Annotated in this window: 21 protein-coding genes; 6 read left to right on the plus strand and 15 right to left on the minus strand. The window is 45.1% G+C overall.

What is annotated here, in order from left to right; genetic code table 11:
- Nucleotides 1-155 precede the first annotated feature (155 nt).
- Nucleotides 156-1205, plus strand: a complete 1050-nt coding sequence (locus BLW16_RS18775; protein WP_245735379.1) for a Gfo/Idh/MocA family protein — start codon at nucleotides 156-158, stop codon at nucleotides 1203-1205.
- A gap of 458 nt (nucleotides 1206-1663) precedes the next feature.
- Here the strand turns inward: BLW16_RS18775 and BLW16_RS18780 are convergent, their stop codons facing one another.
- Complete coding sequence (locus BLW16_RS18780) at nucleotides 1664-2050, minus strand: hypothetical protein (RefSeq protein WP_090559408.1); 387 nt, start codon at nucleotides 2048-2050, stop codon at nucleotides 1664-1666.
- 235 nt (nucleotides 2051-2285) lie between these two features.
- On the opposite strand from BLW16_RS18780, the gene BLW16_RS18785 reads away from it, so the two are divergent.
- A complete protein-coding gene (locus BLW16_RS18785; RefSeq protein ID WP_090559409.1) occupies nucleotides 2286-3926 on the plus strand; it encodes a carboxylesterase/lipase family protein in 1641 nt (546 codons plus the stop codon).
- Between the two features lie 264 nt (nucleotides 3927-4190).
- On the opposite strand, the gene BLW16_RS18790 is transcribed toward BLW16_RS18785, so the two are convergent.
- Nucleotides 4191-4679 carry a pyridoxamine 5'-phosphate oxidase family protein gene (locus BLW16_RS18790; protein WP_090559410.1) on the minus strand — a complete coding sequence of 163 codons (489 nt, stop codon included), beginning with the start codon at nucleotides 4677-4679 and terminating at the stop codon, nucleotides 4191-4193.
- A gap of 52 nt (nucleotides 4680-4731) precedes the next feature.
- A complete protein-coding gene (locus tag BLW16_RS18795; RefSeq protein ID WP_090559411.1) occupies nucleotides 4732-5208 on the minus strand; it encodes a GAF domain-containing protein in 477 nt (158 codons plus the stop codon).
- Between the two features lie 112 nt (nucleotides 5209-5320).
- Here BLW16_RS18795 and BLW16_RS18800 point away from each other — a divergent pair, with 112 nt between their 5' ends.
- Both BLW16_RS18800 and BLW16_RS18805 read left to right on the plus strand, forming a co-directional pair.
- Nucleotides 5321-5572 carry a hypothetical protein gene (locus tag BLW16_RS18800; RefSeq protein WP_090559412.1) on the plus strand — a complete coding sequence of 84 codons (252 nt, stop codon included), beginning with the start codon at nucleotides 5321-5323 and terminating at the stop codon, nucleotides 5570-5572.
- A gap of 338 nt (nucleotides 5573-5910) precedes the next feature.
- Nucleotides 5911-6552, plus strand: a complete 642-nt coding sequence (locus tag BLW16_RS18805; protein ID WP_139298356.1) for a hypothetical protein — start codon at nucleotides 5911-5913, stop codon at nucleotides 6550-6552.
- A 9-nt stretch (nucleotides 6553-6561) separates the two neighbouring features.
- On the opposite strand, the gene BLW16_RS18810 is transcribed toward BLW16_RS18805, so the two are convergent.
- From BLW16_RS18810 to BLW16_RS18865, 11 genes are all read right to left on the minus strand, one after another.
- A complete protein-coding gene (locus BLW16_RS18810) occupies nucleotides 6562-8592 on the minus strand; it encodes a sensor histidine kinase (protein ID WP_090559414.1) in 2031 nt (676 codons plus the stop codon).
- A 139-nt stretch (nucleotides 8593-8731) separates the two neighbouring features.
- Nucleotides 8732-9718, minus strand: coding sequence for a class 1b ribonucleoside-diphosphate reductase subunit beta (gene nrdF / locus BLW16_RS18815; RefSeq protein ID WP_090559415.1), 987 nt, complete (start codon nucleotides 9716-9718; stop codon nucleotides 8732-8734).
- A gap of 24 nt (nucleotides 9719-9742) precedes the next feature.
- Nucleotides 9743-11833, minus strand: coding sequence for a class 1b ribonucleoside-diphosphate reductase subunit alpha (nrdE, locus tag BLW16_RS18820; RefSeq protein ID WP_090559416.1), 2091 nt, complete (start codon nucleotides 11831-11833; stop codon nucleotides 9743-9745).
- Nucleotides 11834-11838: 5 nt separating this feature from the next.
- Nucleotides 11839-12201, minus strand: a complete 363-nt coding sequence (gene nrdI, locus BLW16_RS18825; RefSeq protein WP_090559417.1) for a class Ib ribonucleoside-diphosphate reductase assembly flavoprotein NrdI — start codon at nucleotides 12199-12201, stop codon at nucleotides 11839-11841.
- Between the two features lie 21 nt (nucleotides 12202-12222).
- A complete protein-coding gene (locus tag BLW16_RS18830) occupies nucleotides 12223-12465 on the minus strand; it encodes a thioredoxin family protein (protein ID WP_090559486.1) in 243 nt (80 codons plus the stop codon).
- Nucleotides 12466-13428: 963 nt separating this feature from the next.
- Complete coding sequence (locus BLW16_RS18840; protein WP_090559419.1) at nucleotides 13429-14268, minus strand: hypothetical protein; 840 nt, start codon at nucleotides 14266-14268, stop codon at nucleotides 13429-13431.
- Nucleotides 14269-14340: 72 nt separating this feature from the next.
- The gene (locus BLW16_RS18845; RefSeq protein WP_090559420.1) at nucleotides 14341-15078 is read right to left on the minus strand and encodes a (Fe-S)-binding protein; all 738 of its coding nucleotides are present in this window, start codon (nucleotides 15076-15078) and stop codon (nucleotides 14341-14343) included.
- Nucleotides 15079-15111: 33 nt separating this feature from the next.
- Nucleotides 15112-16425 (minus strand): MFS transporter, encoded by a 1314-nt coding sequence (locus BLW16_RS18850; protein WP_090559421.1) that lies wholly within the window; start codon nucleotides 16423-16425, stop codon nucleotides 15112-15114.
- Nucleotides 16426-16446: 21 nt separating this feature from the next.
- On the minus strand, nucleotides 16447-17160 hold the full coding sequence (locus tag BLW16_RS18855) for a head GIN domain-containing protein (RefSeq protein ID WP_090559422.1): 714 nt from the start codon (nucleotides 17158-17160) through the stop codon (nucleotides 16447-16449).
- Nucleotides 17161-17177: 17 nt separating this feature from the next.
- Nucleotides 17178-19070 carry a RecQ family ATP-dependent DNA helicase gene (locus BLW16_RS18860; protein WP_090559487.1) on the minus strand — a complete coding sequence of 631 codons (1893 nt, stop codon included), beginning with the start codon at nucleotides 19068-19070 and terminating at the stop codon, nucleotides 17178-17180.
- 3 nt (nucleotides 19071-19073) lie between these two features.
- The gene (locus tag BLW16_RS18865) at nucleotides 19074-20264 is read right to left on the minus strand and encodes a BaiN/RdsA family NAD(P)/FAD-dependent oxidoreductase (protein WP_090559423.1); all 1191 of its coding nucleotides are present in this window, start codon (nucleotides 20262-20264) and stop codon (nucleotides 19074-19076) included.
- Between the two features lie 57 nt (nucleotides 20265-20321).
- Here BLW16_RS18865 and BLW16_RS18870 point away from each other — a divergent pair, with 57 nt between their 5' ends.
- Nucleotides 20322-21461, plus strand: coding sequence for a 5-(carboxyamino)imidazole ribonucleotide synthase (locus BLW16_RS18870; protein ID WP_090559424.1), 1140 nt, complete (start codon nucleotides 20322-20324; stop codon nucleotides 21459-21461).
- Entirely contained in the window at nucleotides 21461-21943 is a 483-nt protein-coding gene (gene purE / locus BLW16_RS18875) for a 5-(carboxyamino)imidazole ribonucleotide mutase (protein WP_090559425.1), read from the plus strand. The genes BLW16_RS18870 and purE overlap by 1 nt, the downstream gene beginning before the upstream one ends.
- An 88-nt stretch (nucleotides 21944-22031) precedes the next feature.
- Here purE and BLW16_RS18880 read toward each other — a convergent pair whose 3' ends face one another.
- Nucleotides 22032-22523, minus strand: coding sequence for a YybH family protein (locus tag BLW16_RS18880; protein ID WP_090559426.1), 492 nt, complete (start codon nucleotides 22521-22523; stop codon nucleotides 22032-22034).
- Between the last annotated feature and the right edge of the window lie 2 nt (nucleotides 22524-22525).

Here is a 22525-nt window from a genome sequence, read left to right on the forward strand (position 1 = left end):
GAAAAAAAAATGGTAGAAACGTAATATTGTTACATCAAATAAAGGCATTAGTTTTTCACAAGTTATACTTTCGTTCTCTCCAATCTAAAATACCTGAATATATACTCATGAAAACAGCTGTTCAATATTGTCAAAGAATAACATTACTGATATTTTTGTGCCTTTCAGCAGGCTTCTCCTCAGCCCAGCAGAAGATCCGTGTAGTGATTGCAGGACTGAACCACGACCATATCCACAACATTTTACATGAGTTTAAGGACGGTAAGGTCATTGTAGTAGGTATTGTGGAGCCCAGCAGGCAATTGCAGCTCAAGTTCAGCAAACAATACCAGCTGCCGGATTCGTTGTTTTTCAGCGACCTAAAGCAATTGCTTGTTGCAAAAAAACCAGATGCTGTACTGGGTTATAATGCCGTGGCAGATCATCTTGCCATTGTGCAGATTTGTGCTCCGCTGGGAGTTCCTGTAATGGTGGAAAAACCATTGGCGGCCACCCTGCAGCAGGCAAAGCAGATTGAAGCCCTGTCACTGAAATACAAGGTAAAAGTCCTGACTAATTATGAAACTACCTGGTACTCCTCCTATCATGAGGTGTACAACACGGTAAACGGGGAAAACATTGGAAAAATAAAAAAGATGGTAGTTCATGACGGGCATCAGGGGCCAAAGGAAATTGGCTGCAGCCCTGAATTTTTAACCTGGTTAACTGATCCGGTAAAAAACGGGGCCGGTGCGCTGAATGATTTTGGCTGTTATGGCGCCGATCTGATGACCTGGCTGATGAAGGGCAACCGCCCGATAGCTGTAACGGCCATTGCAAGGCACTATAAACCGGAGGTTTACCCAAAAGTGGAAGACGATGCGACGATCCTTGTTGAATACCCGGGGGCAACCGGATTAATTGAAGCCTCCTGGAACTGGCCGTTTTCTATCAAAGACCTGGAGGTGTTTGGCGAAACCGGTTATCTTCATGCGCTGGACAACACCACTATCCTGACCAGAATGCCTGAAAACAATATGAGTACCAAAAAGGCTGCTCCGCTGGAGCTTTCTGTCAGCAACCCGATGACCTACCTCGCGGCCGTACTCAAAAATGAAATACCGGGAACTGACGATCTTTCATCATTAAAGTACAATATGATCGTCATGGAGATCCTGGATGCAGCGAAAAGATCTGCTGCAAGCGGGAAAAGAATAGTCCTGTAACCGGCAACTCATTACATCAGCAGAGCCTTGCCTTTCATTCTGGCTTCGGGCAGGCCGGCTGCTGTAGCCTGAGTGTGGGTTGAGAAAGAAACAAACCTGAGTTACCGCTCAACACTCACATTAATATCACTCCCAGCACACATTCAGCTTACAGCGGCCGGCCGCCGTGAATGAAGAATACCCTTTAAATGCAGCCATTCTGAACCAGATTTTCTCTGGGATAATGGCAACAAATGTTATATTCGTATAATATAACGAAACACGCTCATGGATAGCCCTATCAAAGTAATAATCACTGGAACAACGGGTATGGTTTATGCGTTCCGGCCGGGTCAGGGTTCTGCACCATGAAAGAACTGGCGCGGGCAATGATCCGTGTGGTGAGTTTATCCGGCGGCAAACGCCCGATCAAAGGAAAGGAAATCATCAGCCTGGGAAAAGTATAGTATACATATCATCTAAACCAGCAGTTTTCTCACCAGGTCATAGAACCGGTTGTTGTTGGAGATCATCAGGCTGTAGTCTACAATCAGGTAAATATCAGTATCCGGCCCGTACTTTATTCTCAGCGGTTTCCAGAACATACCGAGGCTGTTCACCGAAGCAGCAGGAAATACATCATCGAATCCCATGTACAGCTCTTTAATCTCAGCAATGGGGATCATCACGCCCTGGTCTCCGTCAATACGAATTGCCCGTTGTGTCAGAAAAATCTTTCCCTGATATTTGGATAAAGGTGGAACGGATGAAAAATGCCTGCCTGTATACCCGTCGGAAACCTCCATTTCCAGTATATCAGTACCATAAGCCCAATGTGCAGTTCCTTCGTAAATTGTATTTTCCATTTCTTTTCCAATAAAATTAGATGCGGGACACAGGCCCTGTTCAGGCCATTATATCATTTGTGAGTGTATAACCAACAAACCTCTCAATATGTTCAAAATGAAAAATAAAAATTATGCGCAGCTAACCATACATTTCCGAGCAAAGTGAAATTGTTACAATAATAATCCTGAGGGCAGGGAAATATGGGTCAATATTGATTAAATTTATTACATCAAAAACCGATACACTTCACCTATGAAATACAACCTGACGATATTCATGTTCATCTGCTGCAGTAACCTCGCCGTGCTTGGCCAAAGCCAGCAGCCGGTTGCCCTCAAACGCGTAACTACTGCCAACGGCATTCTGGAAGGCACCGCCGAAAGTTCCGGCATTACCAGTTTTAAGGGCATTCCCTTTGCACAGCCCCCGCTGGGTGAACTGCGATGGAAAGAGCCTCAGCCTGTGCAGAACTGGCAGGGTGTACGTAAAGCTGATCACTTCGGAAACAGGGGGATGCAAAAACCGGTGTTTGGCGACATGGGGTTCAGGGCTGACAGTATCAGTGAAGATTGCCTGTACCTGAATGTATGGACCCCGGCCCGCAGTTCAAAAGAAAAACTGCCTGTGCTGGTCTATTTCTATGGCGGCGGACTGGTTGCTGGTGATGGATCTGAACCGCGGTACGACGGCGAGAGCATGGCAAAAAAAGGAATAGTTACCCTAACCGTCAATTACCGTCTTGGTATCTTTGGTTTTTTCTCGCATCCTGAACTCAGCAGAGAATCGCCACATCACGCATCAGGGAACTATGGTTATATGGACCAGACTGCAGCCCTGAAATGGGTGAAGAAAAATATTGAGGCCTTTGGTGGTGATCCGTCCAGGGTAACCATCGCAGGGGAATCCGCAGGTTCAATCTCCGTGTTTGCACAAATGGCTTCTCCACTCTCTAAAGGCCTGTTTGCAGGTGCCATCGGAGAAAGCGGCGCTGCCATCTTTCCTACCATCGCTCCTGTTCCATTGGCTGCAGGAGAAGCCAGAGGTACTGCCTTTGCAGCAAAGACCGGCGCTGCATCACTGGCCGATCTGCGCAAGCTTCCTGCCACCAAACTTCTGGATATCGCCTACCAAAACAATATGGGAGGCGCCACCACTACTGTTGACGGATATTTCTTCCCTGAGCTACCCGTAAAAACTTTTACCGAAGGCCGGCAAGCCCATGTACCGATACTGGTGGGCTGGAATTCGGCAGAGGTATCCTACCAGTCTATCCTCAAAAACGCATCACCTACCCTTGAAAACTATACCAAAGCGTTAAAGGAACTATACGGTGAAAAAAGCAGCGAAGTTTTAAAGCTCTATCCGGCAACTACAGAAGCCGAAGTGATCTGTTCAGCTACAGCATTGTCCAGTGACAGGTTCATCGCCTACAGCACCTGGAAATGGGCCGACCTGCACACTAAAACCGGAGCAAAACCCGTATACCGGTACCTCTTCTCCAAATCCAAACCACCGATGACCGAAAGTATGAAAAATGCGGTTCCGGGTTTCGCAGGAGGCATCATGAAAGGAACTACCGGCACTACTGCTGCAAAACCCGCAGCACCCGCCGGCGCACCCCACGCATTTGAAATTGAATACGCCATGGGCAACCTCCACTACAACAAGGTATATGCCTGGACGGCAGACGACCATAAAGTATCTGATACCATGCTGGAATACTTCGCCAACTTCGTCAAAAACGGCAATCCAAACGGCGGTAAATTACCAAAATGGCCGGAGATCAGAAGCAATCAGCAGGTAAACTATATCAACCTGGATGTCAACACCAAAGCTGAAGTAGAGACTGACCGCGCCCGTTACCTGTTCCTGGATAAAGAATATTCAAAATAGCAATTTAGCAAGCCATCTTTCCCAGGACTGCTGAACTGCTCTGCTACAGGATGATTACCTATGCAACTTAACAAGCCATCCTGCTACAGGATAACTTAAAAAAAGTGAACATTGGTTTCGATGCCTTCTGGCGCGCTTCAGCGGTAGACAGCATCGAAACCAATGTTCACTTTTTTTCAGCCAAGCCAGGAATAACTTAGGCTACTGACACATAAATTAAGCAATGGTTACTTACAAATACATCAAGCAACGGCTGCTAACATATTAGAAATTAATCTTATCATGTTTCCCTGCGTCAGGCTGCTCACCGGTAACAATCGCTTTCAGCAGACTAAAAGCAAGCACTATCTTTGACGATGTTCCATTCCAGTACTCCGCAGATTCCGGCGTCACTTTAATCAGTATTAGTCTCGGATCTTCGATTCCGTCCGGAAACCATGCTTTAACAGGTGCGGAAAAGTATGCTTCCTTTCTCACCCGGTCATCCACCAGTTCTGCTTTACCATTCACCGTAATGTAGGTATTGTCAGACGGGCTGCTATAACCTAAAGTTATCTGATTGTCCTTTGATATCTCTGCTGATTTAGGAGAATACTCATTGGTAAAAAACCAGATACTCCCATCTTCCTCTACTTTAGCAGTAGCCATAGGCCGGCTCGAAAATTCATCCTTGGCAGAAAGTGTGGTGAAAATGCAGATTCTGACCTCTTCAATTTTTCTTTTTAATATTTCAATATTTTTTTCGTTTTTCATGTCGAATGTTTTCCTACTAAACATCCTCCTGCTGAATTTGTTTTCCAGGAGACTATAAGCTGATGTGAGCAATGATCTTGCCGAGGTACTCTTCATCTACGCTGTCAAAATGAGATAACTCTGCGCTGTCTGCATCTAGCACTCCTATTACTTCCCCATCTTTCAACAGTGGTAATACGATCTCTGATCTTGAAGCGGAGCTGCAGGCAATATGCCCGGGGAACTGGTCCACGTCATCCACAATAAAAGTTTTAGCTTCCAGCCAGGCCGCGCCGCATACCCCTTTGCCTTTCCTGATCCTTGTACATGCAACCGGTCCCTGGAAAGGTCCTAAAACCAGTTCCTCATTTTTTACCAGGTAAAAGCCGATCCATAACCAGCCGAACTGTTCCTTCAGCGCCGCAGCTACATTTGCCAGGTTTGCGGTAAGGTCTTCCTCGCCGTTAATGAGTGCTTCGATCTGCGGTAACAATGATTGATACTGCCGTTCTTTACTTTCACTTTTTATAATTACTAAATCTTCTGCCATTGTTGCGGGTATATGAAATGATAAAATTAAGCAATTGGTGATACAACTACGTAAAGCATGCGTAATATTGTTAGATTTGGGCGGGTAATACCAATGAATTTAACCGAGATCAATGAGAGTAATTGCAGAACTGCCACATCCCGAATGTAAAATAACTTTGTTCAACATGAACCAGAAGTACATTGTAAAATTTGAACAGGGAACATTAGAACAAAGCTATAAATTATCAGAAATTGACCTGAGCGGAGGGGGAGCAAATGAGATCTTTCAGATCCTTGATGAAGCTTTTATTGCCACCGTGGTAGACAGGTTTAAGGCCATGCGGACGGATTTCTCAGCAGCTTACAAGAGGCAGCAGTATTAATACATATAAAACCTGTAACTAACTGTATAATAGAATAAAATATAGCTAAACAATATTTTATTCTGCATTTTTCACAGATTTTAATTTATTTCGGTGCCGCATTATAAAGCCTTAATTGACAACAACTGCGTTAACTAACAGAATTACTGTCCATTAATATGTATCATAGAATTATATTTGGTAAATAAAAACAGCCAAATATAATTTTGTTTCACTTCAGAATGATAAATGCTGCCATTTCATAGAAACGACTGGAAAAGCATTAAACAGCATAGGTGTGATTGTATTTAAACATTAACTTAACCTTGCTGTTGTATCTTTACACCACAACCATACCCATGAATATCTACTTCCGCGCTTTGTTTACAATTACCTTTCTTTTATCATTTTCAAGATCATCATTTTCACAGGACACTCCCCTTCGCATTGATAAGTTTTACACCATGAGCGGATTTGGATTTTCCATTCCTACGGGTGGCAGCGCCGCTTTTATGAGGCCAAAATTCTCCACCACTATCGGCACAAACATCGGCCTTGGGAATGGTCATTTATTCCTGTATCCGAAGTTAAGCCTGCACGTATTCGGGTACGATAATGCACTGATTGGAAAGAACTCCAATTACGAACTGGAAAAAGGACGCGCTACTACTTATCTGCTGAACGTGGCACTAGGCTACCGGAAGATCGTCCGGAGTTTTGCTTTCTATGGCTTTTTAGGTGGTGGTGGAGGGTTTGTACTTACGCCGAGGATTATGGTCAGCCAGGAGACCAATATGGCCGTCTTAAACAACAAAACCAACCATATGGGGATCATAGAACCGGGAGCAGGAATAGAATACAATATCGGAGGTGCCAACGTGTTTATCGAAACCAGCTATATGCATGGCATAGGCAATATCGGGAACAGGCCGTTTAATGCGATACCTGTCACTATCGGTATTAAACCTAACTTAAGCAGGGCATTCAGAAAAAAGAAATAATTGGGAATATCAGGCTTCTTCCATCAGTGAGGCCTCTATTGCTGAAGATGCCTCACTGATAAACTTAAGGATGTTGAAACGAAGTATGATACATTCATTTTTCTTGCTTACTTTCAGCATACCGCCATTCTTTTCCACGAAATCACGGCAGAGATGAAGGCCGAGGCCAATTCCCCGCTCGTTGGAAGTCCCATAGGAAGACTCATTCCTTTCTTTGTGTATCAGCCGGTCTATGTTGATGGTATCGGAAATCGGATTGCAGACATCCACGTAGATAAAATTCGAATTGCCCCAGATCCTGATATGAATGTGATAACCCAGCGGTGTGAACTTAATCGCATTGTCGATCAGGTTGCGCATCACGAGGTTGATCTGGTTCAGATCGGCAAATACGTCGGCGTCATCATCCACCACAACCTCTGTTTTGATATTCTTTTTCCGGATTAGCGGCTGATAAACGAGCATCAGATCTTCCACCATTACCCGCATGTTGAACCTCGACGGTGAGGTAATAATGCCCTTCATCTGGCTTTGCGCCCAATACAGAAGGTTATTTAATGTGTTATGGATATTATCGACATTTTTGCGGCTGTCGTTCAGCAGCTTTTTAACATCCTCAAAGGTAAGCAGGTTCATATCATTGAGCGAGAACAGGCTGATCAGACTGTTGAACGGGCTCCTCAGGTCATGAGCAATGATAGAAAAGATCCTTGTTTTATCTGCATTGGCCTGTTCAAGGGATTGCACCAGCTTCTTCAATGCCCTGGTGCGTGATTCAACGATCTTTTCCAGGCGTTCGTTCTGGCTGCCGATCAGGTAAAGGTTTTCCTCCTGAACCTTCAGCTGATCGGCCTGGCCCTGCAGCTTTGATTTCTTCATCTCGCGCAGCCTGTCACCCAGTGCCAGGGAAAGCAGGAGCAGTTCAAAGATAAACCCCAGGGGCATCAGGTGGAATGACGATTCGTTATACGGAAAGAAACCCGCCAAGGACAGTACCGTCCACACCGTTGTCAGGCATACAAAAGACCAGGCAAAGATATAATACAGCGCCAGCTTATAGCCGTTGACATAGGCCGTTATGCCAAGTCCCAATAAGGTTAGGGCTGTAAATGCCGACAAAAACTGTGATATATCAGATCCTACAGCTTTATATCCAAGCATTGATATCACAATCAGCGTTAGCCAGGCGACTGACAGTACCCGGACCAGCTTCACTGAACAGGGCAACACCGCCTTCAAATTCAGGAACCGGTTAGAAAAAGCTATACCGGCCATAGAACCTATGCCCAGGAAAATATGCGGATGGGTATTGATGTAGTGCCTGAAATTTTCGTTCAGCAGGTAGCTGTATCCGCGGAAATAGAAGATGAGGAAAATGAACAGGCCCAGGATGCGGATGCTGTAGTATAAATAAGTGAGGTCTCTGGATTTGACATATACCGACATATTGAAGAGCAACAGCGCCAGCAGGATACCTATGCTGATCGCTTCTAAACTGTCAATCGCATTGATGCCGGCAATCAGCCTCTGGGAAAGGGCAATTTTCAGGGGAGCAAAAAGGATATTATTCGTTCTTAACCTCAGGTAAATAGTCTCTGTTTTACCTGGATACGCACTTATAGGTAAACTGAAAATATAGTTGTTGGCGGTAATTACCTTAGGGTTCAGTGCGGCAGTGCTGCCGGAATGTATCCTGCTGTATTTACCCGGGCTATCCTGTGCATAAAAGTCTATCTCTTCGATACTGGAGATATCCAGTATCAGGAAGGCATTGTCGCGGCTCCTGTTGATATAGGAACACTTTACCCAGTATGCTGCAGCGGTATTACCAAAATTCAGCACATCGGCGTTTGATTTCAGGAATTTATGCTGCTGATCGGCTTTGATCACCTGCCCCAATGTCAGGCGTCCCCCATTATCTTTCAGATAGGTAACAGATCTTCCCAGGCTTGTGTAAGGTAAATCTTTTCCAATAACGATCACTTCGCCTTTAGCCGTGCCGGTGACAAGAAAAAGAAGAAGAATGGTTAGAGAACGCATCAAATTGTGTGTATCTAACAAATGTAACGAATTGCAGCAATATTGATCCGGGTATTTTGCCCCTAATTTAATGGGTATGTTGTGGACAAAAAGAGCCTGTCTGATCGATCAGACAGGCTTTTTTCTGAAAAGTGAAAGATCAGGAGAATACCGGGTCGGTATCCATTTCGAAATCTTCATCACGGAGATAGATCATCTCCATGCTTTTTTCGTAGTTCGTAGATTTCTTTGAGAAGAAGTCATGCTGAGTAGTTTCACCATTTAACCCATTTAATACAATGGAGTTAATGGCCTTCACTTCAAAAATTTCTTCAAACCCTAAGTTCATCATAGCCTTATTCGCATTGTATCGGATATACTCCTTTACATCAGCTGTAAGCCCTACTTCAGTGTATAACTCATCCGTATATTTCAGTTCGTTTTCGTAAAGTTCCATCAGCAGCTCTGTCAGTTCGGCCTTGCTCTTTTCAGGATCAGGAAGTTTTTTGTAAACATCCTGCGCAAGCAAGCCAACAAACACACCGTGAATAGATTCATCGGCGACGATCTTTTTAATGATGTCTGCACTGGCAACCATCTGCCCCTGCCCTGATAACCACAATGGCATAAAGAAACCGCTATAGAACAGGAACGTTTCCAGTAATACGGAGGCGGCGAGGCCCATAAATAACGTTTCGTTGCTCACGTTGTCAGCATCCAGGCGCCTGTAGTATTTATCTATTGTTGCAGCCTTAAACTGGAGCAGTTTATTGCTTTCTACCCACTCAAACAGTTCATTGATCTCTACTGTGGTAGCCACTGTAGTAAAGATTGTAGAATAGGATTTTGCATGGATAGCCTCCATCATACACATAAACGACAATACGGCTTTATTCTGCAGCCCGTCGATATGATCCAGCAGCTTTGGCATCCCCGTATGGCTCTGCAGCGTATCCAGCAGCGTAAGGCCGCCTAATGCTTTCTTATAAGCCTCCTGGATTTCAGGAGGAAGTGTTTTCCAGATATCAATATCTTTTGATGGGATATATTCGGTATCAACCCAGAACTGGCGTAAGTTCTGCTCCCAGAACATGCCCGCATAATCATTCTCGGGCGTATTCCAGTTTACTGCTTTATAATTGCTCATCTTTTTGTTTCTTAAATATTGGGTTTACACTGAACAAGACACACATTCATCAATACCGGCTTTACGGGTACGGGTATAATAAAGCGATTTTAACCCCATTTTGTGTGCATAGATGTAATACTTTGCAATATCCCGTGTAGTATCCTTCGTATTGGTATGCAGGATGGTAGAGATACCCTGATCCACGTGTTTCTGAATCACGGAGATCAGCCGGAGTACATTCTTCTGATCCATATCGTATGCAGATTTGTAGAAGAAGTAATTGTCGTTATTCAGATAAGGCATTGGATAATATGTGGTACTGTCGCCATATTCCCTTACCTCTATCACATCCACTACAGGCATTACAGATGCCGTAGCATTCATGATATATGATGTAGACTGATTAGGGGCGATGGCCAGCCTGTACGCATGAAAGATACCATGTTCTTTCACGTCATTCATGAGCTGGGTCCAATCGGCCGCGGTTGGAATCTCCACTCCCTCAAACAAGGCGGCGATCTTCTCATTTACTGGAACGATGTCTTTAGCGATGTACTGTGTAAAGTAATTTCCGTTTGCATATTCCGAAGCTTTGAAGCCTACAAAGGTTTCTTTCCTTTCCCTGGCAATCTCCATCGAGCTTTGCAGCGAATAGAAATTCACCATCATAAAAAATACATTACAGAAGTCCAGCGCTTCCTTGCTTTCATACATAATGAAATTCTTGGCCAGGAAACCATGCAGGTTCATTGCGCCAAGGCCCACGCTGTGCAGCTCTTTATTTGCTTTCTGAACCGAAGGTACCATTGCAATATTAGTGATGTCTGAGACGATGGTAAGCGATCGCATGGCTGTTTTTACCGCTTCCCTGATCCTTTTGTTGTCCATTACCGTAGCGATGTTCAATGAGCCAAGGTTGCAGGAGATGCCGTAACGGATTTTATCTTCGGTACCGTAGATCTCAATATCAGATACATCTGAGATCTGCATGATCTCGGTACAGAGGTTGGAGAACTTCACGTTTCCGATGTCCTTCAGCGCATGGCTTCTGTTTGCATTCCCTTTGAAGAACAGGTAGGGGTATCCGCTTTCTTTTTGTGTCTGCGCAATTTTCACCATCAGGTGGCGGGCATTCACTTTTTTCTTTTTCACTGCAGGATTGGTGACCAGTTCTTCGTACATCTCGTCCATATCCATCTCATCCAGGTATTTGCCGTACTGCTTTAATACGGTATGGGGATGGAAAAGGTAGCAGGCTTCATCTTTTTCTGCAAGCTCCATGAACTTATCAGGAACAACTACACCGATTGAAAGTGATTTGATCCTTACTTTCTCATCTACGTTGATCTTTTTACAGTCCAGAAATTCCTCGATATCGGTATGAAATACATTCAGGTATACCGCTCCTGCTCCGGGACGCTGTCCGAGCTGATTGGCATAGGAGAATGTATCTTCGAGGATTTTCATGATCGGAAGTACACCACCGGCGCGGCCTTCCACATCTTTAATGGATTCGCCCCTGGCGCGGATCTTAGACAGGTTGAAAGAAACCCCACCGCCTATTGAAGAGAGTTTCATCGCCGAGTCTATGGCGTACCCGATACCGTTTAGATTGTCGCCAATCTCGTCCAGAAAACAGGAAACCAGTTCACCTGAACGTTTTTTTCCTGAGTTCAGGAAAGTTGGTGTCGCGGGCTGATATTCCTGATTGATGAGCATCTCTGCATATTCGCGCGCCTGTTTTACATCTCCTCTGGCGAGGAAAAGGGAAACTGCAACCACGCGGTCTTCATAACGCTCCAGGAACTTCTCTCCGCTGTCATCTCTCAATGCATAACTCTGGAAGAACTTAAATGCGCTCATAAAGGACTGGAACCTGAATTTCTTTGCATAGACCATGTCATACACTTCCTGCATCTGCTCAAAGGTGTACCACTGGTAAAAATCTATATAATATTCCTGTTCAATCAGATAGTCGATCTTTTCTTTCAGCGTGTAAAAAAAAACAGTGTTTTTGTTGACATAGTCAAGAAAATAGGAACGTACGGCATCCTTATCTTTACCGAGGCTAAATTCGTCGTCGTTTTTAACCATGATCTCGTTGTTAAGCAAGATCCATTTTTTAGTTACCATATATTTTAGCCCTCTATATTATCTATAAATTTTTGAATGTCTGCCATGGTGCCCGAAAGCTCGAACTTCATCAGTACCGGCAGTTTAAACCGGGTAGAGATCTTTGTTGCTGCCAGCCCATAATTAGGGCCCCAGTTTTTATTGCCACTGGAGGTTACCGACTTGATCATACTGCTGTTCTCTTCCAGAAAACGAAGCGTAGAAAGCGGCACTTCTCCGAACCCTGTGGTATAAGTAATCAGGTGACCTGCGTGCAGGGGTCTGAAGGAAGCGTCGATCTTCAGAATACTCCAGTCCCGGTGCAGCTTCAGCCGGTTTACAAAGCGCTCAACATTTCCCGTTTTACTATCGTAATAAATCCAGGTCATCGGCTTTTGTGCTGTGAATTCTTAACTTGCCAGTAAGGCAGATAATTCTTCGGGTTTAAAACCAATCACACGCGAAAGCTCCTGCTCCTGTTCCAGCAGGATTACCGTCGGGACTGAACGGACACGGAACTGCATAGCCAGTTCAGGCTGGTTAAATGGATTGATCGTTTCATAAACGATACCTTTTCTGTCCAGGTATTCTGAAACCATATTGCAGGGATTGCAATCGTCTTTTTCGAATTTGATGATTCTTTTTGTGCTCATTTGCGAAGGTTTTTTAATTAAATCAGCCCTCATGCCGACCTATTTTAGCGGAGATCAAAAATGCAAATTTCAGCTTAGACCGATTCCAAATGTTATCAACACCAGTGGAAAATACACCTTTAATTATGACTGATTATTTACTAAAAATTCAATAAAATGGTTATGCTGAATATAAACATGTTTCGCAACGCACTCGGAAAAAGAGAATTACAGAAAAAATATCATATCTTGAAAGACGCCTGAAAGTTGTTAGTAACTCGTTTTAGCAACTGCTAATGTTAGAAAAAATAAATGCAAAAGTTCTCCTGGAAAATGGTGTAAAAACACATGTCTGAAGGAGCTGGGTGGAATGGCGAAATATGTTCAAAAGATTATGTAATCCCTTGTTATTTAGGGGGTATATCAGCTGTTGTTTAAGTGGACCGGGATTTTGTTGCTTCGCTGATTCAGGAAGTATATTGCGTGTTGCTTTAGTGGACCGGGATTATCTGGCTTCGCTGAAAAATTGGTATGCTGTATTCCGGCTGCATTAATTCGCTGCGCGAAAGAACGACTAGGCCGGAATACAGCATATCAAATTTTTTAAAGCTTATCCTGAGGGATCTCCTAAACAACCGTACTAACCCGGTCGGCCAGCCATCCGGTCAAACCGAAACCACAGTAAACCTATCTCCGGCCTTCATATCCTGCATGGTATACCGGAAAATTCCAGTGCAATCGGTTTGCCGGGCAATTTAACAAGCCGCCCTGCATGGCCATCATGCTATTGGAGGAACTTAAAAAAAAAGGATAGCTGTTTCGATGCCTTCTCTGCTGCGCTTCAGCAGCAGGCAGCATTGAAACAGCTATCCTTTTTTTTTCAGCGAAGCCTGAATCATCTTAAACATCCTGCTGAAAAGCATCCCGCAGGAAAGCACCTCAGCCAATCAAATGCCAATAGCATCAGCCGGCAGTACGCCTGGATCAGTTGATCGTAATCGTCCTCACTGGTCCATTGGCACCGGTCCTATTTCCGCGAAACTGTTTTCGCCGTGCTTCCATTTTCTGGCGGAACTCTTCCTGAGTGATTGGCACCAGTTTTTTTGGAAGGCTTACATCTTTAGCACTTACATTGCGGAACTCTACACTTTTGGCATAAATGTGTGTTCCCTTACCTTCAATTGCAAGTACTGCTCCTTCGGTCCAGAAACCTGGGTTGGGGGAGAAATCAAAGCCGAGGTCATTGGTGAACCACACGTTGGTTTCATCAGTGAACACCTTCTCCTCTTCCATTATTTTACGCTTTATGGTTGTTTTAACGGTTACCTTATGACAGGTAAAACCGAGAATATTTTTTGTTTCATCTGTTCTTACATATTCTATGACGGGTGCCGGCTGCTGCATACCGAATCCTGTCTGGGAATGATCCCCCAGTTTATCCTGTATGACGAAGGTGGTATCGTTCAGATCAAATACTTCCGCCAGCTGATGATCGGTGAAGCTGTAATAATAATCCCTGTTTGCTCCTCCAAAGCCGCCGAAGCGCATGCCTCCGCCCTGTCCGGCACTGTTGTTACTGTCTTCCGTATCCTCAACCGGCATATAGCTTGCATTGGTTTGGTTAAACAGCAGCTCAAAATTGGATACCGAGTTTCTGGGCATCCTGGCCAGGGCCTGATCGCTCAGCCTGATGCCATTTGCAGCGGCCATAGCAGCCGGGTCAAAGGTGCTTTCAAATTGAATCGCACCAGATTTTTTTGGCTGGGCTTTGAGCTGGACGGCAAGTCCGAGAACACATATCGAGGCGATAAACAGTGATTTCATTCTATATCAAATTAAACAGGCTAATTTACTTCAATAGTAAACAACGGATTGTTAAAAAACGTTAAAATAAAATTAATATTCTGTGCTTTCCAGCCAGCCGTTTGCCAATACGTCTGCAAGGTGCATGGTTTTTAAAGCTATGTTATTTTTATCGATATAACCCTGTAAATGCATCAGGCAGGACAGATCAGTAGAAATGATATAATCAGCATCCTGATCAAGGGCGTGGTTTACCTTCTGCTCCGCCATGGCCGAAGAGATAGCGTCAAACTTCAGGGCAAAGGTACCGCCAAAACCGCAGCACATATCGGTATCCTTCATTTCCATCATTTCCAGTCCATGTACTTTGTCGAGCAGCAGCCTCGGCTCCTCTTTGATCTTACATTCCCTTAGTCCGCTGCATGAATCGTGGTAAACGGCCTTTCCTTCCAGTTCAGCGCCAAAATAGTCCTTCTTCAATACATTGATCAGGAAGTCAGACAGTTCAAAGATATTTCCCTGGAGTGTTCTGCATTTGTTATGAACGGTGGTGTTGGTAAATAAATCGTTATAGCCATTTTTCACCATACCGACACAGGATGCGGATGGGGCTACAATATAATTGGCGTCAGAGAAATCGTTCAGGAACTTTGTCCCGGTTTCTTTTGCCTGTTCCCAGTAACCAGCATTATAAGCCGGCTGCCCGCAGCAGGTCTGACCAGCGTTATAAGAGACATCACATCCTGCTTTCTCCAGTAACTTGATCGTGCTGAATGCAGTTTCAGGATAGAGCTGGTCGACAAAACAAGGGATAAATAGTTCTACTTTCATTGATATGTGTTAATGTCTGTTATGATCATTTTTTTATGCAGGCACCGCATCAGGCTCCACTTTCCTCAGCAGCAGCAGAAAGATAAGCCCTGCTACAAAAAATGTGGCCAGGGCGATCAGCGAATTCTGCATACTGCCGGTAAATTCTTCGATATATCCAAAGCTGAACATCCCTATCACCAGGGCAACTTTTTCGGTTACATCGTAAAAACTGAAAAATGAAGTATGATCCGGACTTTCCTGTGGCAGGAACTTGGAATATGTAGAACGGGAGAGCGACTGTATGCCGCCCATGATCAGGCCGACTACGGCAGCCAGGTAATAGAACTGCATTTCCGTTTTTATATAATAAGCTCCGATACAACAGAAGATCCAGATGATCACTACTCCGATGAGCACCTTCACGTTGCCAAAATACCTGCGCGACAACCACGACATCAGCATCGCGCCGGGAATGGCTACCAGCTGCAGCAGCAAAATCGTGCCAATCAGTTTTTCTGTTGGCAGATGCAATTGCTTTTCGCCAAAAATGGTCGCAACCAGCATCACCGTCTGTACCCCCATCGAATAGAAGAAAAATGCCGTCAGGAACCGCTTTAGGTAAGGCATATGTTTCAGCTGCTCCCATACCTTCTTCAGTTCGGTAAATCCGCTGGTCAGCCAGTTAGCGCCTGCTTTCTTCAGATCAGAACATCCTTTGGGCAGTTTCCTGAAGGGGATCTGCGCAAACAGCATCCACCAGATTCCCACCAGAAGGAAAGACAGGCGCGGCGCCTGTGAACCCGGTGATAAACCAAAGGCAGACGGGAAAAATACAAATACAAAACAGATGAGCTGTAAAATGATACTGCCCACATAACCGTACGCGTAACCTTTAGCACTCACACTATCCTGCTGTTCTGGTGTTGCGATCTCGGGAAGATAGGCATTGTAAAAAACCAGGCTTCCCCAGTAACCTATCGCTGCCAGAACAAACAGCACCACACCGAGTTGCAGCGTTTCAATTTCAAAGAAATAGAGCCCGCAGCAGGCTAAACCACCGATATAGGTGAAGATTTGCATGAAAAACTTTTTATTGCCCCTGGTATCAGCTATGGAGGACAATACCGGGGATAACAGGGCGATCACCAGGAAGGCGAAGGCCAGCGCGTAGTTATAGAGGGCTGAGTTGATAAACCTCATGCCCATAAAGGTCACGTAGTCAATTGTATTGTTATCCTTATCGGAAGTAATGATCGTATAATAAGCAGGAAATATCGTAGAAGTGATGACCAGATTATAGGCAGAATTTGCCCAATCGAAAAATGCCCATGACCTGATAACCTTTTTATCATTTTTTTGTTCCATGTATAAACAGAAATTACAGCGTTAATTTACTTTTTCAAGTTTGTAAGTTCCTGTTTTCTTCTCTTCTAGATTTTTAGGGCTGCCCTTATAACTAATGCTTGATGATCCTGTACTGTTGATTTTCAGATCATTCAGTACGTTGATCTTTAGCTTGGCCACACCTTCCAGGGTAAGATCAGAAACACCTGTAACAAAATCGAAGGCAGTGAGCTCAACTGCGCCTTTGCTTTTCAGCTGATGTACTCCGGCCTGTCCCAGCAGCACAATATTTGCAGCGCCGTCTGTAGTGGTAGTCAGCTTCGCTGCGTTCATCTGCATCATCAGCATTGTTGCACCTGACAGGTCCAGCTCCAGGTCGCCCACGCTGATCAGCGAAGAGGTATAGATATGACCGGCACCGTCCGATTCAATTTTCTTCAGCGCACCGATGCCCGCACTGATGATGATAGAATCTTTACCACAATACTGTTTTGCATCCAGCTTCAGGTCCAGTCTGTGACCGCTGACCTCAGCTTTCACCAATCCGATCACACTTGAATCTGCCTGTACATTCACTTTAAAACTGCTGTCCTGGCGCATCACCAGCCGGATAGGACCGCTGAGCCTGATCTCATCAAAGGGTTTAAGGGTGTAATCCCTGCTGGAATGGATGCCCAGATCTTCAATGCATTTTGGTTTACAAGCAGTGATAAGGACAGGAAAGATCAGTAAGTATAAAAGTTTTCTATTCATCATAATTAAATCAACATTGATCAAAGATAATAGTTTTTACCGTCTGTTTTAATTTTACCTGCATCAAGGAGCTCCCTGATCCGGTCCAGCTTATCCTGGTCTGACCCGGTTTTAACTTCCGGCACCAGCTCATCCAGCGGACGCATCCCGGTTTGCAGCAGCGTAGCAATTTCAAAATCAATTTTATCCCTCAGTTCGGCTAGCTCTTCCTGTTTCTTTTCCGACAGACAAACATCACATACCCCACATTTACCGGCATTAGGCTCATCAAAATAAGCCAGCAGCTGAATGCTGCGGCAAATGGCGGTTCCTGCATAGGCCAGTACTGCGCTGATCTGTTCAGCCTGGATCTTTTTACGCAGTTCAATATATTTCACATCGGTATCGAGGTGTAGCAGGTCTACCCGCGCCAGAATATATTGCAGCTGGGGCTGGTCACTTTGCTTCAGATACGACAGCAGGCCCTGGTCCTGCAGGTTACTGAGCTGGCGCACAACGTCGTTAAAAGAGACACCGAGGCGTTTCGCAATATCACTTTCACTGATGGCCGCGTAATGGTCGAACATCCCTCCATATGATCTCAGTACAGTTTTTATCAGCGGGTCATACCCGGAGTTCTCAATCTGAAAACGGTACACATCTTCATTGCCTGCGGTAAAAAGTATGCGTGAGGGCAGAAATATGTTCTCAGACAGCGTGATATACCCGTCATGTTCGAGGAATTTTAGTGCGCCGATCGTTTTGATTACCCCCAGCTTAAAGCGCTTGCAGAAGTCTGCCAGGTCGAAGCTGAAGCTTACTCCCGCTCCGGCACCATAGGCCAGCTGGAAGTAAGAACCCAGATGGTGATAGGTCTTTCTGATTTCCTCCACACTGGGGAAGCTATCGGTATATTTTGCTTTCAGCGACTGCTGATCAGACCTGTTTGCCAGCAGCACTGCAAAAGAGCGCCTTCCGTCTCTGCCGGCACGCCCGGCCTCCTGGTAATAGGCCTCGAGGCTTTCAGGAAGATCCAGGTGTACCACAAAACGTACATCAGGTTTATCAATTCCCATCCCAAAGGCATTTGTAGCCACCATTACCCTGATCTTGTTCTGCTTCCAGTCTGACTGCTTGCGGGACCGTTCATCTTTATCGAGGCCTGCATGGTAGAAATCAGCAGCAATCCCGTTCCGATTCAGAAACAGGGCCACCTCGGCGGTCTCCCTCCGGTTGCGTACATATACGAGTCCGCTGCCTTTTACATTCGTCACGATAGCCGTCAGCTTTTTATATTTATCTTCGAGGTCAATTACTACATAACTCAGGTTTTTGCGGGCAAAGCTCTGCACAAATACCTTTGGCTCTTTCAACTCCAGTTTTTCCTGGATATCAGTCCTTACAAAAGCCGTAGCCGTTGCGGTAAGTGCAATAAAGGGCACGTTCGGGTGGATCTCCCTCAGCGAACTGAGCTGCAGGTAAGGAGGCCGGAAATCGTATCCCCACTGGGAAATACAATGCGCTTCATCAACGGCGATCAGGTTGACGTTCATATAAGAAATACGGGTTCTGACGAGATCGGACAACAGCCTTTCGGGCGACAGGTACAGGAACTTGACAGGCCCGTAGATGCAGTTGTCCAGCAATATGTCAATTTCCCTTTTGCCCATTCCGGCATAGATCGCCACTGCGTTGATTCCCCTGGCCTTTAAATTCTCCACCTGGTCTTTCATCAGGGCGATCAGCGGGGAAACCACGATGCAGATACCCTCCTTAGCCATAGCAGGTACCTGGAAACACAGAGATTTCCCTCCGCCGGTAGGCAGCAGCGCAAGCGTATCCTCTCCGTTCATAACGGCGGCAATGATCTCGTCCTGTAACGGCCTGAAGGAGCTGAATCCCCAGTATTGTTTTAAAATCTCCAGTTCATTCATCATTTATATTCCCTGTGCGATCACAAACCCACATGCCCAGGCCCACTGGAAATTATATCCCCCCAGCCAGCCGGTCACATCTACACATTCACCACCGAAATACACTCCCGGCAGTTTTTTACATTCCAGGGTCTTTGACGACAATTCTGCGGTATCAATCCCGCCACGCATGACTTCGGCCTTGTCATAACCTTTATCGCCCGCCGGTTTTACCCTAAACAAATGAATGGTAGTATGGATTGCTTCCATTTCTGATTTTGTGAGCGAGGCCACCTGTTTGCCGAGCGGCATGAATTTGCCCAGCGCATCTGTAAATTTCTTCGCATAATACCTGTTTAGTAATGTTGAAAGCAGTGTTTTTCCGTTAAACTTCCTTTCCTCTTCAATCAGTTCACTGATGTCCTCCTGCGGCATCAGGTTGATATTGATCGTTTCGCCTGCACGCCAGTAGGATGAAATCTGCAATACTGCCGGCCCGCTGAGCCCCCAGTGCGTAAACAGGATGTTCTCTTCAAAGGAGATGCGCTCATTACTGATCTCCACAAAAACTGAATTCCCCGAAAGCTGCGCATACCAGTCCTCCTCTTTCCCGGTAATGGTCAGCGGAACCAATGCCGGCGCTGTTTCTATAATATTCAGTCCGTTTTTCCGCGCAAAACGCAAAGCGAAATCGGTTGCGCCCATCTTTGGAATTGGCAGGCCGCCGGTTGCGATCACCACCTTGCCTGCCCTTAACCGCTGTTCTTTTCCTGAACGCTGGTAAACCACGGTATAACTATTTTCTTCTTTAATAATATCAGTGATATCTGTGTCACATCTGATCTCCTGCCCCATTTCCTCGCAAAGCCCGGCAAAGAGGTCTACGATCGCCTTTGCATTTTTGTCCTCCGGAAAAAGCTGTCCCAGTGTCTTTTCTTTTCCGCGGATGCCGTAGGTTTCAAAAAAAACAATCGTATCCGCCACCGTCCACTGTGTAAAGGCCGATTTGCTGAAGTGTTTGTTACCGGAAATAAACTGTTCATCAGTAGCAAACAGGTTGGTATAATTACATCTGCCGCCACCGGAGATCAATATTTTGGCACCTGCTTTACTCCCTTTTTCCAGGATAATTACCTTCTTTCCAAGGTATCCCGCCTGCACTGCACACATCAATCCGCAGGCCCCCGCACCAATTATTATAGCATCAGCATCCATCAAATCCGTTTATATTGTTATTTTTGTGCAAAATAAGCATAACTTTTTCATATCGATATGGCAAAACAAATAAGTGATTCAAAATTGGGGATTTTAGGCGGGGGACAATTGGGCAGAATGTTAATTCAGGAAGCCATTAATTATAACCTGACTACGCTGGTTCTGGATCCTGATACTGACGCCCCCTGTAAACACATTGCCAATTACTTTGAGTGCGGTTCTATTACCGACTATGATACCGTATATAAATTCGGTAAAAAAGCAGATGTCATCACTATTGAAATTGAGAAAGTAAATATTGAAGCACTGGAGCAGCTTGAAAAAGAAGGCAAAATGGTGTTTCCGCAAGCCCGCGTCATCAGGCTGATCCAGGATAAAGGCGTACAAAAACAATTCTTCAAAGAGAACGATATCCCCACGGCTCCTTTCCAGCTGGCCAATAGCAAAGAAGATATGCTGCATTCACATATCGCCTTCCCATACATGCTGAAACAGCGCAGGGACGGTTATGACGGTAAGGGTGTGATGAGGATTAATTCTGCTGAAGATCTGGAAAATGCTTTCGACAGCCACTGTCTGATTGAAGAGATCGTGGATTTCGAAAAAGAGATCGCCGTGATCGTATCCAGGAACTCCAATGGCGAGGTGAAGACCTTCCCTATGGTAGAAATGGAATTCAACGCTGAGGCCAACCTGATAGAATTCCTGATCTCCCCTTCCACCTATCCTGACCATATCCAGGAGCGCGCAGAGATTATTGCCAAAAATATCGCGGCTGCCTTAAATGTAACCGGACTGCTGGCTGTAGAGATGTTCGTGACCAGGGAAGGACAAATCCTGGTGAATGAACTTGCCCCGCGTCCGCATAACAGCGGGCACCAGAGTATTGAGGGCAACTACGTATCTCAGTTTGACCAGCACCTGCGCTCGATATTCAATTTACCACTGGGTGATACCCGCTCCATCAGCAATGCAGTAATGATCAACCTATTGGGCGAAAAAGGACATGAAGGTGTGGCAAGATACGAAGGCATGGAAAAGATCATGGCACTGGAAGGTGTTTACATCCATCTTTACGGAAAGAAATACACCAAGCCCTTCAGAAAAATGGGACACGTGACCATCGTGGATCAGAACCGCGAAGCGGCTATTGAAAAAGCAAACTATATCAAAGAAACACTAAAAGTAATATCTTAATGAGCGTGAAAGTAGGTATAATTATGGGCAGCAAGTCTGATTTAAATATCATGAACGATGCGGCAGACATATTAAAAGGATTTGGGGTAGAATTTGAAATGACGGTAGTTTCTGCACACCGTACCCCCGAGAGGATGTTTACTTATGCCAAAGAAGCAGCCGGAAGAGGATTAAAGGTGATCATCGCCGGTGCAGGCGGTGCAGCACATTTGCCCGGAATGGTCGCATCCATCACTGTTCTTCCTGTGATCGGTGTTCCGGTGAAATCATCAAACTCTATCGATGGCTGGGATTCTATCTTATCCATCCTGCAAATGCCGAACGGCATCCCTGTTGCTACTGTGGCATTAAATGCAGCAAAAAATGCAGGACTGCTGGCGGTACAGATACTCTCTACTGCAGATGCCTCACTGGCAGAAAAAATGCAGAATTACAAAGACGATTTGAGAAAAGCTGTAGAAGCGTCTGCAGCTACGCTTTAAGATCAGTAAATAGTATAAAATGCCCCATTCATTGCAATGCCCCCAAAAAATCACAAATTCGGAGGCATTGCAATGAAGTTCAAAGGATCTAATTAGCAGGTGTATCAGGATTGTAACACTGTCTGAAAATTCTCCACATGCCATCCTCCTTTTTCCAGATTGCCAGGTACTTACCTACAAGCTCCACACTTTCATTTGCTTTAAAAACATAGGTGCCCTCTTCTGTAACCATATTCTTGTCTCCCCAAACCTCTACCGTCGTTAAAACCAGATCGAGCCCGTTTCTGACAAATACTTGATTATAAAATTGTTCAATATTTTTCCTGCCCTGTATGGCCGGTAAATTTGGAGACATATATTTCGCATCTGTTGTATACACTTTCGCTGCCGCTTCTGCATCAGCTTTACGAAGACTTTCAGAGAATTGTCTGTTCAGCAAAGCAATTTCTTTTTTTGCCGCTTCAATGTCAGATGGCTGCGCGGCTTCTGCAGTTATCCCCGAATGGTTTTTAGCTGTAAAACCAACTAATACAACACATCCAAATAATAAAGCAATTAGTGTTAGAGTAATTTTTTTCATTT

Origin of the sequence: Pedobacter hartonius, assembly GCF_900107535.1 — a bacterium.
Taxonomy (GTDB): domain Bacteria; phylum Bacteroidota; class Bacteroidia; order Sphingobacteriales; family Sphingobacteriaceae; genus Pedobacter; species Pedobacter hartonius.

Bases quoted from the DNA above. Each gene is read 5' to 3' on its own strand.
- BLW16_RS18780 (WP_090559408.1), bottom strand. From the start codon at position 2,050: ATGGAAAATACAATTTACGAAGGAACTGCACATTGGGCTTATGGTACT.
- BLW16_RS18785 (WP_090559409.1), top strand. From the start codon at position 2,286: ATGAAATACAACCTGACGATATTCATGTTCATCTGCTGCAGTAACCTC.
- BLW16_RS18790 (WP_090559410.1), bottom strand. From the start codon at position 4,679: ATGAAAAACGAAAAAAATATTGAAATATTAAAAAGAAAAATTGAAGAG.
- BLW16_RS18795 (WP_090559411.1), bottom strand. From the start codon at position 5,208: ATGGCAGAAGATTTAGTAATTATAAAAAGTGAAAGTAAAGAACGGCAG.
- BLW16_RS18800 (WP_090559412.1), top strand. From the start codon at position 5,321: ATGAGAGTAATTGCAGAACTGCCACATCCCGAATGTAAAATAACTTTG.
- BLW16_RS18805 (WP_139298356.1), top strand. From the start codon at position 5,911: ATGAATATCTACTTCCGCGCTTTGTTTACAATTACCTTTCTTTTATCA.
- BLW16_RS18810 (WP_090559414.1), bottom strand. From the start codon at position 8,592: ATGCGTTCTCTAACCATTCTTCTTCTTTTTCTTGTCACCGGCACGGCT.
- nrdF (WP_090559415.1), bottom strand. From the start codon at position 9,718: ATGAGCAATTATAAAGCAGTAAACTGGAATACGCCCGAGAATGATTAT.
- nrdE (WP_090559416.1), bottom strand. From the start codon at position 11,833: ATGGTAACTAAAAAATGGATCTTGCTTAACAACGAGATCATGGTTAAA.
- nrdI (WP_090559417.1), bottom strand. From the start codon at position 12,201: ATGACCTGGATTTATTACGATAGTAAAACGGGAAATGTTGAGCGCTTT.
- BLW16_RS18830 (WP_090559486.1), bottom strand. From the start codon at position 12,465: ATGAGCACAAAAAGAATCATCAAATTCGAAAAAGACGATTGCAATCCC.
- BLW16_RS18840 (WP_090559419.1), bottom strand. From the start codon at position 14,268: ATGAAATCACTGTTTATCGCCTCGATATGTGTTCTCGGACTTGCCGTC.
- BLW16_RS18845 (WP_090559420.1), bottom strand. From the start codon at position 15,078: ATGAAAGTAGAACTATTTATCCCTTGTTTTGTCGACCAGCTCTATCCT.
- BLW16_RS18850 (WP_090559421.1), bottom strand. From the start codon at position 16,425: ATGGAACAAAAAAATGATAAAAAGGTTATCAGGTCATGGGCATTTTTC.
- BLW16_RS18855 (WP_090559422.1), bottom strand. From the start codon at position 17,160: ATGATGAATAGAAAACTTTTATACTTACTGATCTTTCCTGTCCTTATC.
- BLW16_RS18860 (WP_090559487.1), bottom strand. From the start codon at position 19,070: ATGAATGAACTGGAGATTTTAAAACAATACTGGGGATTCAGCTCCTTC.
- BLW16_RS18865 (WP_090559423.1), bottom strand. From the start codon at position 20,264: ATGGATGCTGATGCTATAATAATTGGTGCGGGGGCCTGCGGATTGATG.
- BLW16_RS18870 (WP_090559424.1), top strand. From the start codon at position 20,322: ATGGCAAAACAAATAAGTGATTCAAAATTGGGGATTTTAGGCGGGGGA.
- purE (WP_090559425.1), top strand. From the start codon at position 21,461: ATGAGCGTGAAAGTAGGTATAATTATGGGCAGCAAGTCTGATTTAAAT.
- BLW16_RS18880 (WP_090559426.1), bottom strand. From the start codon at position 22,523: ATGAAAAAAATTACTCTAACACTAATTGCTTTATTATTTGGATGTGTT.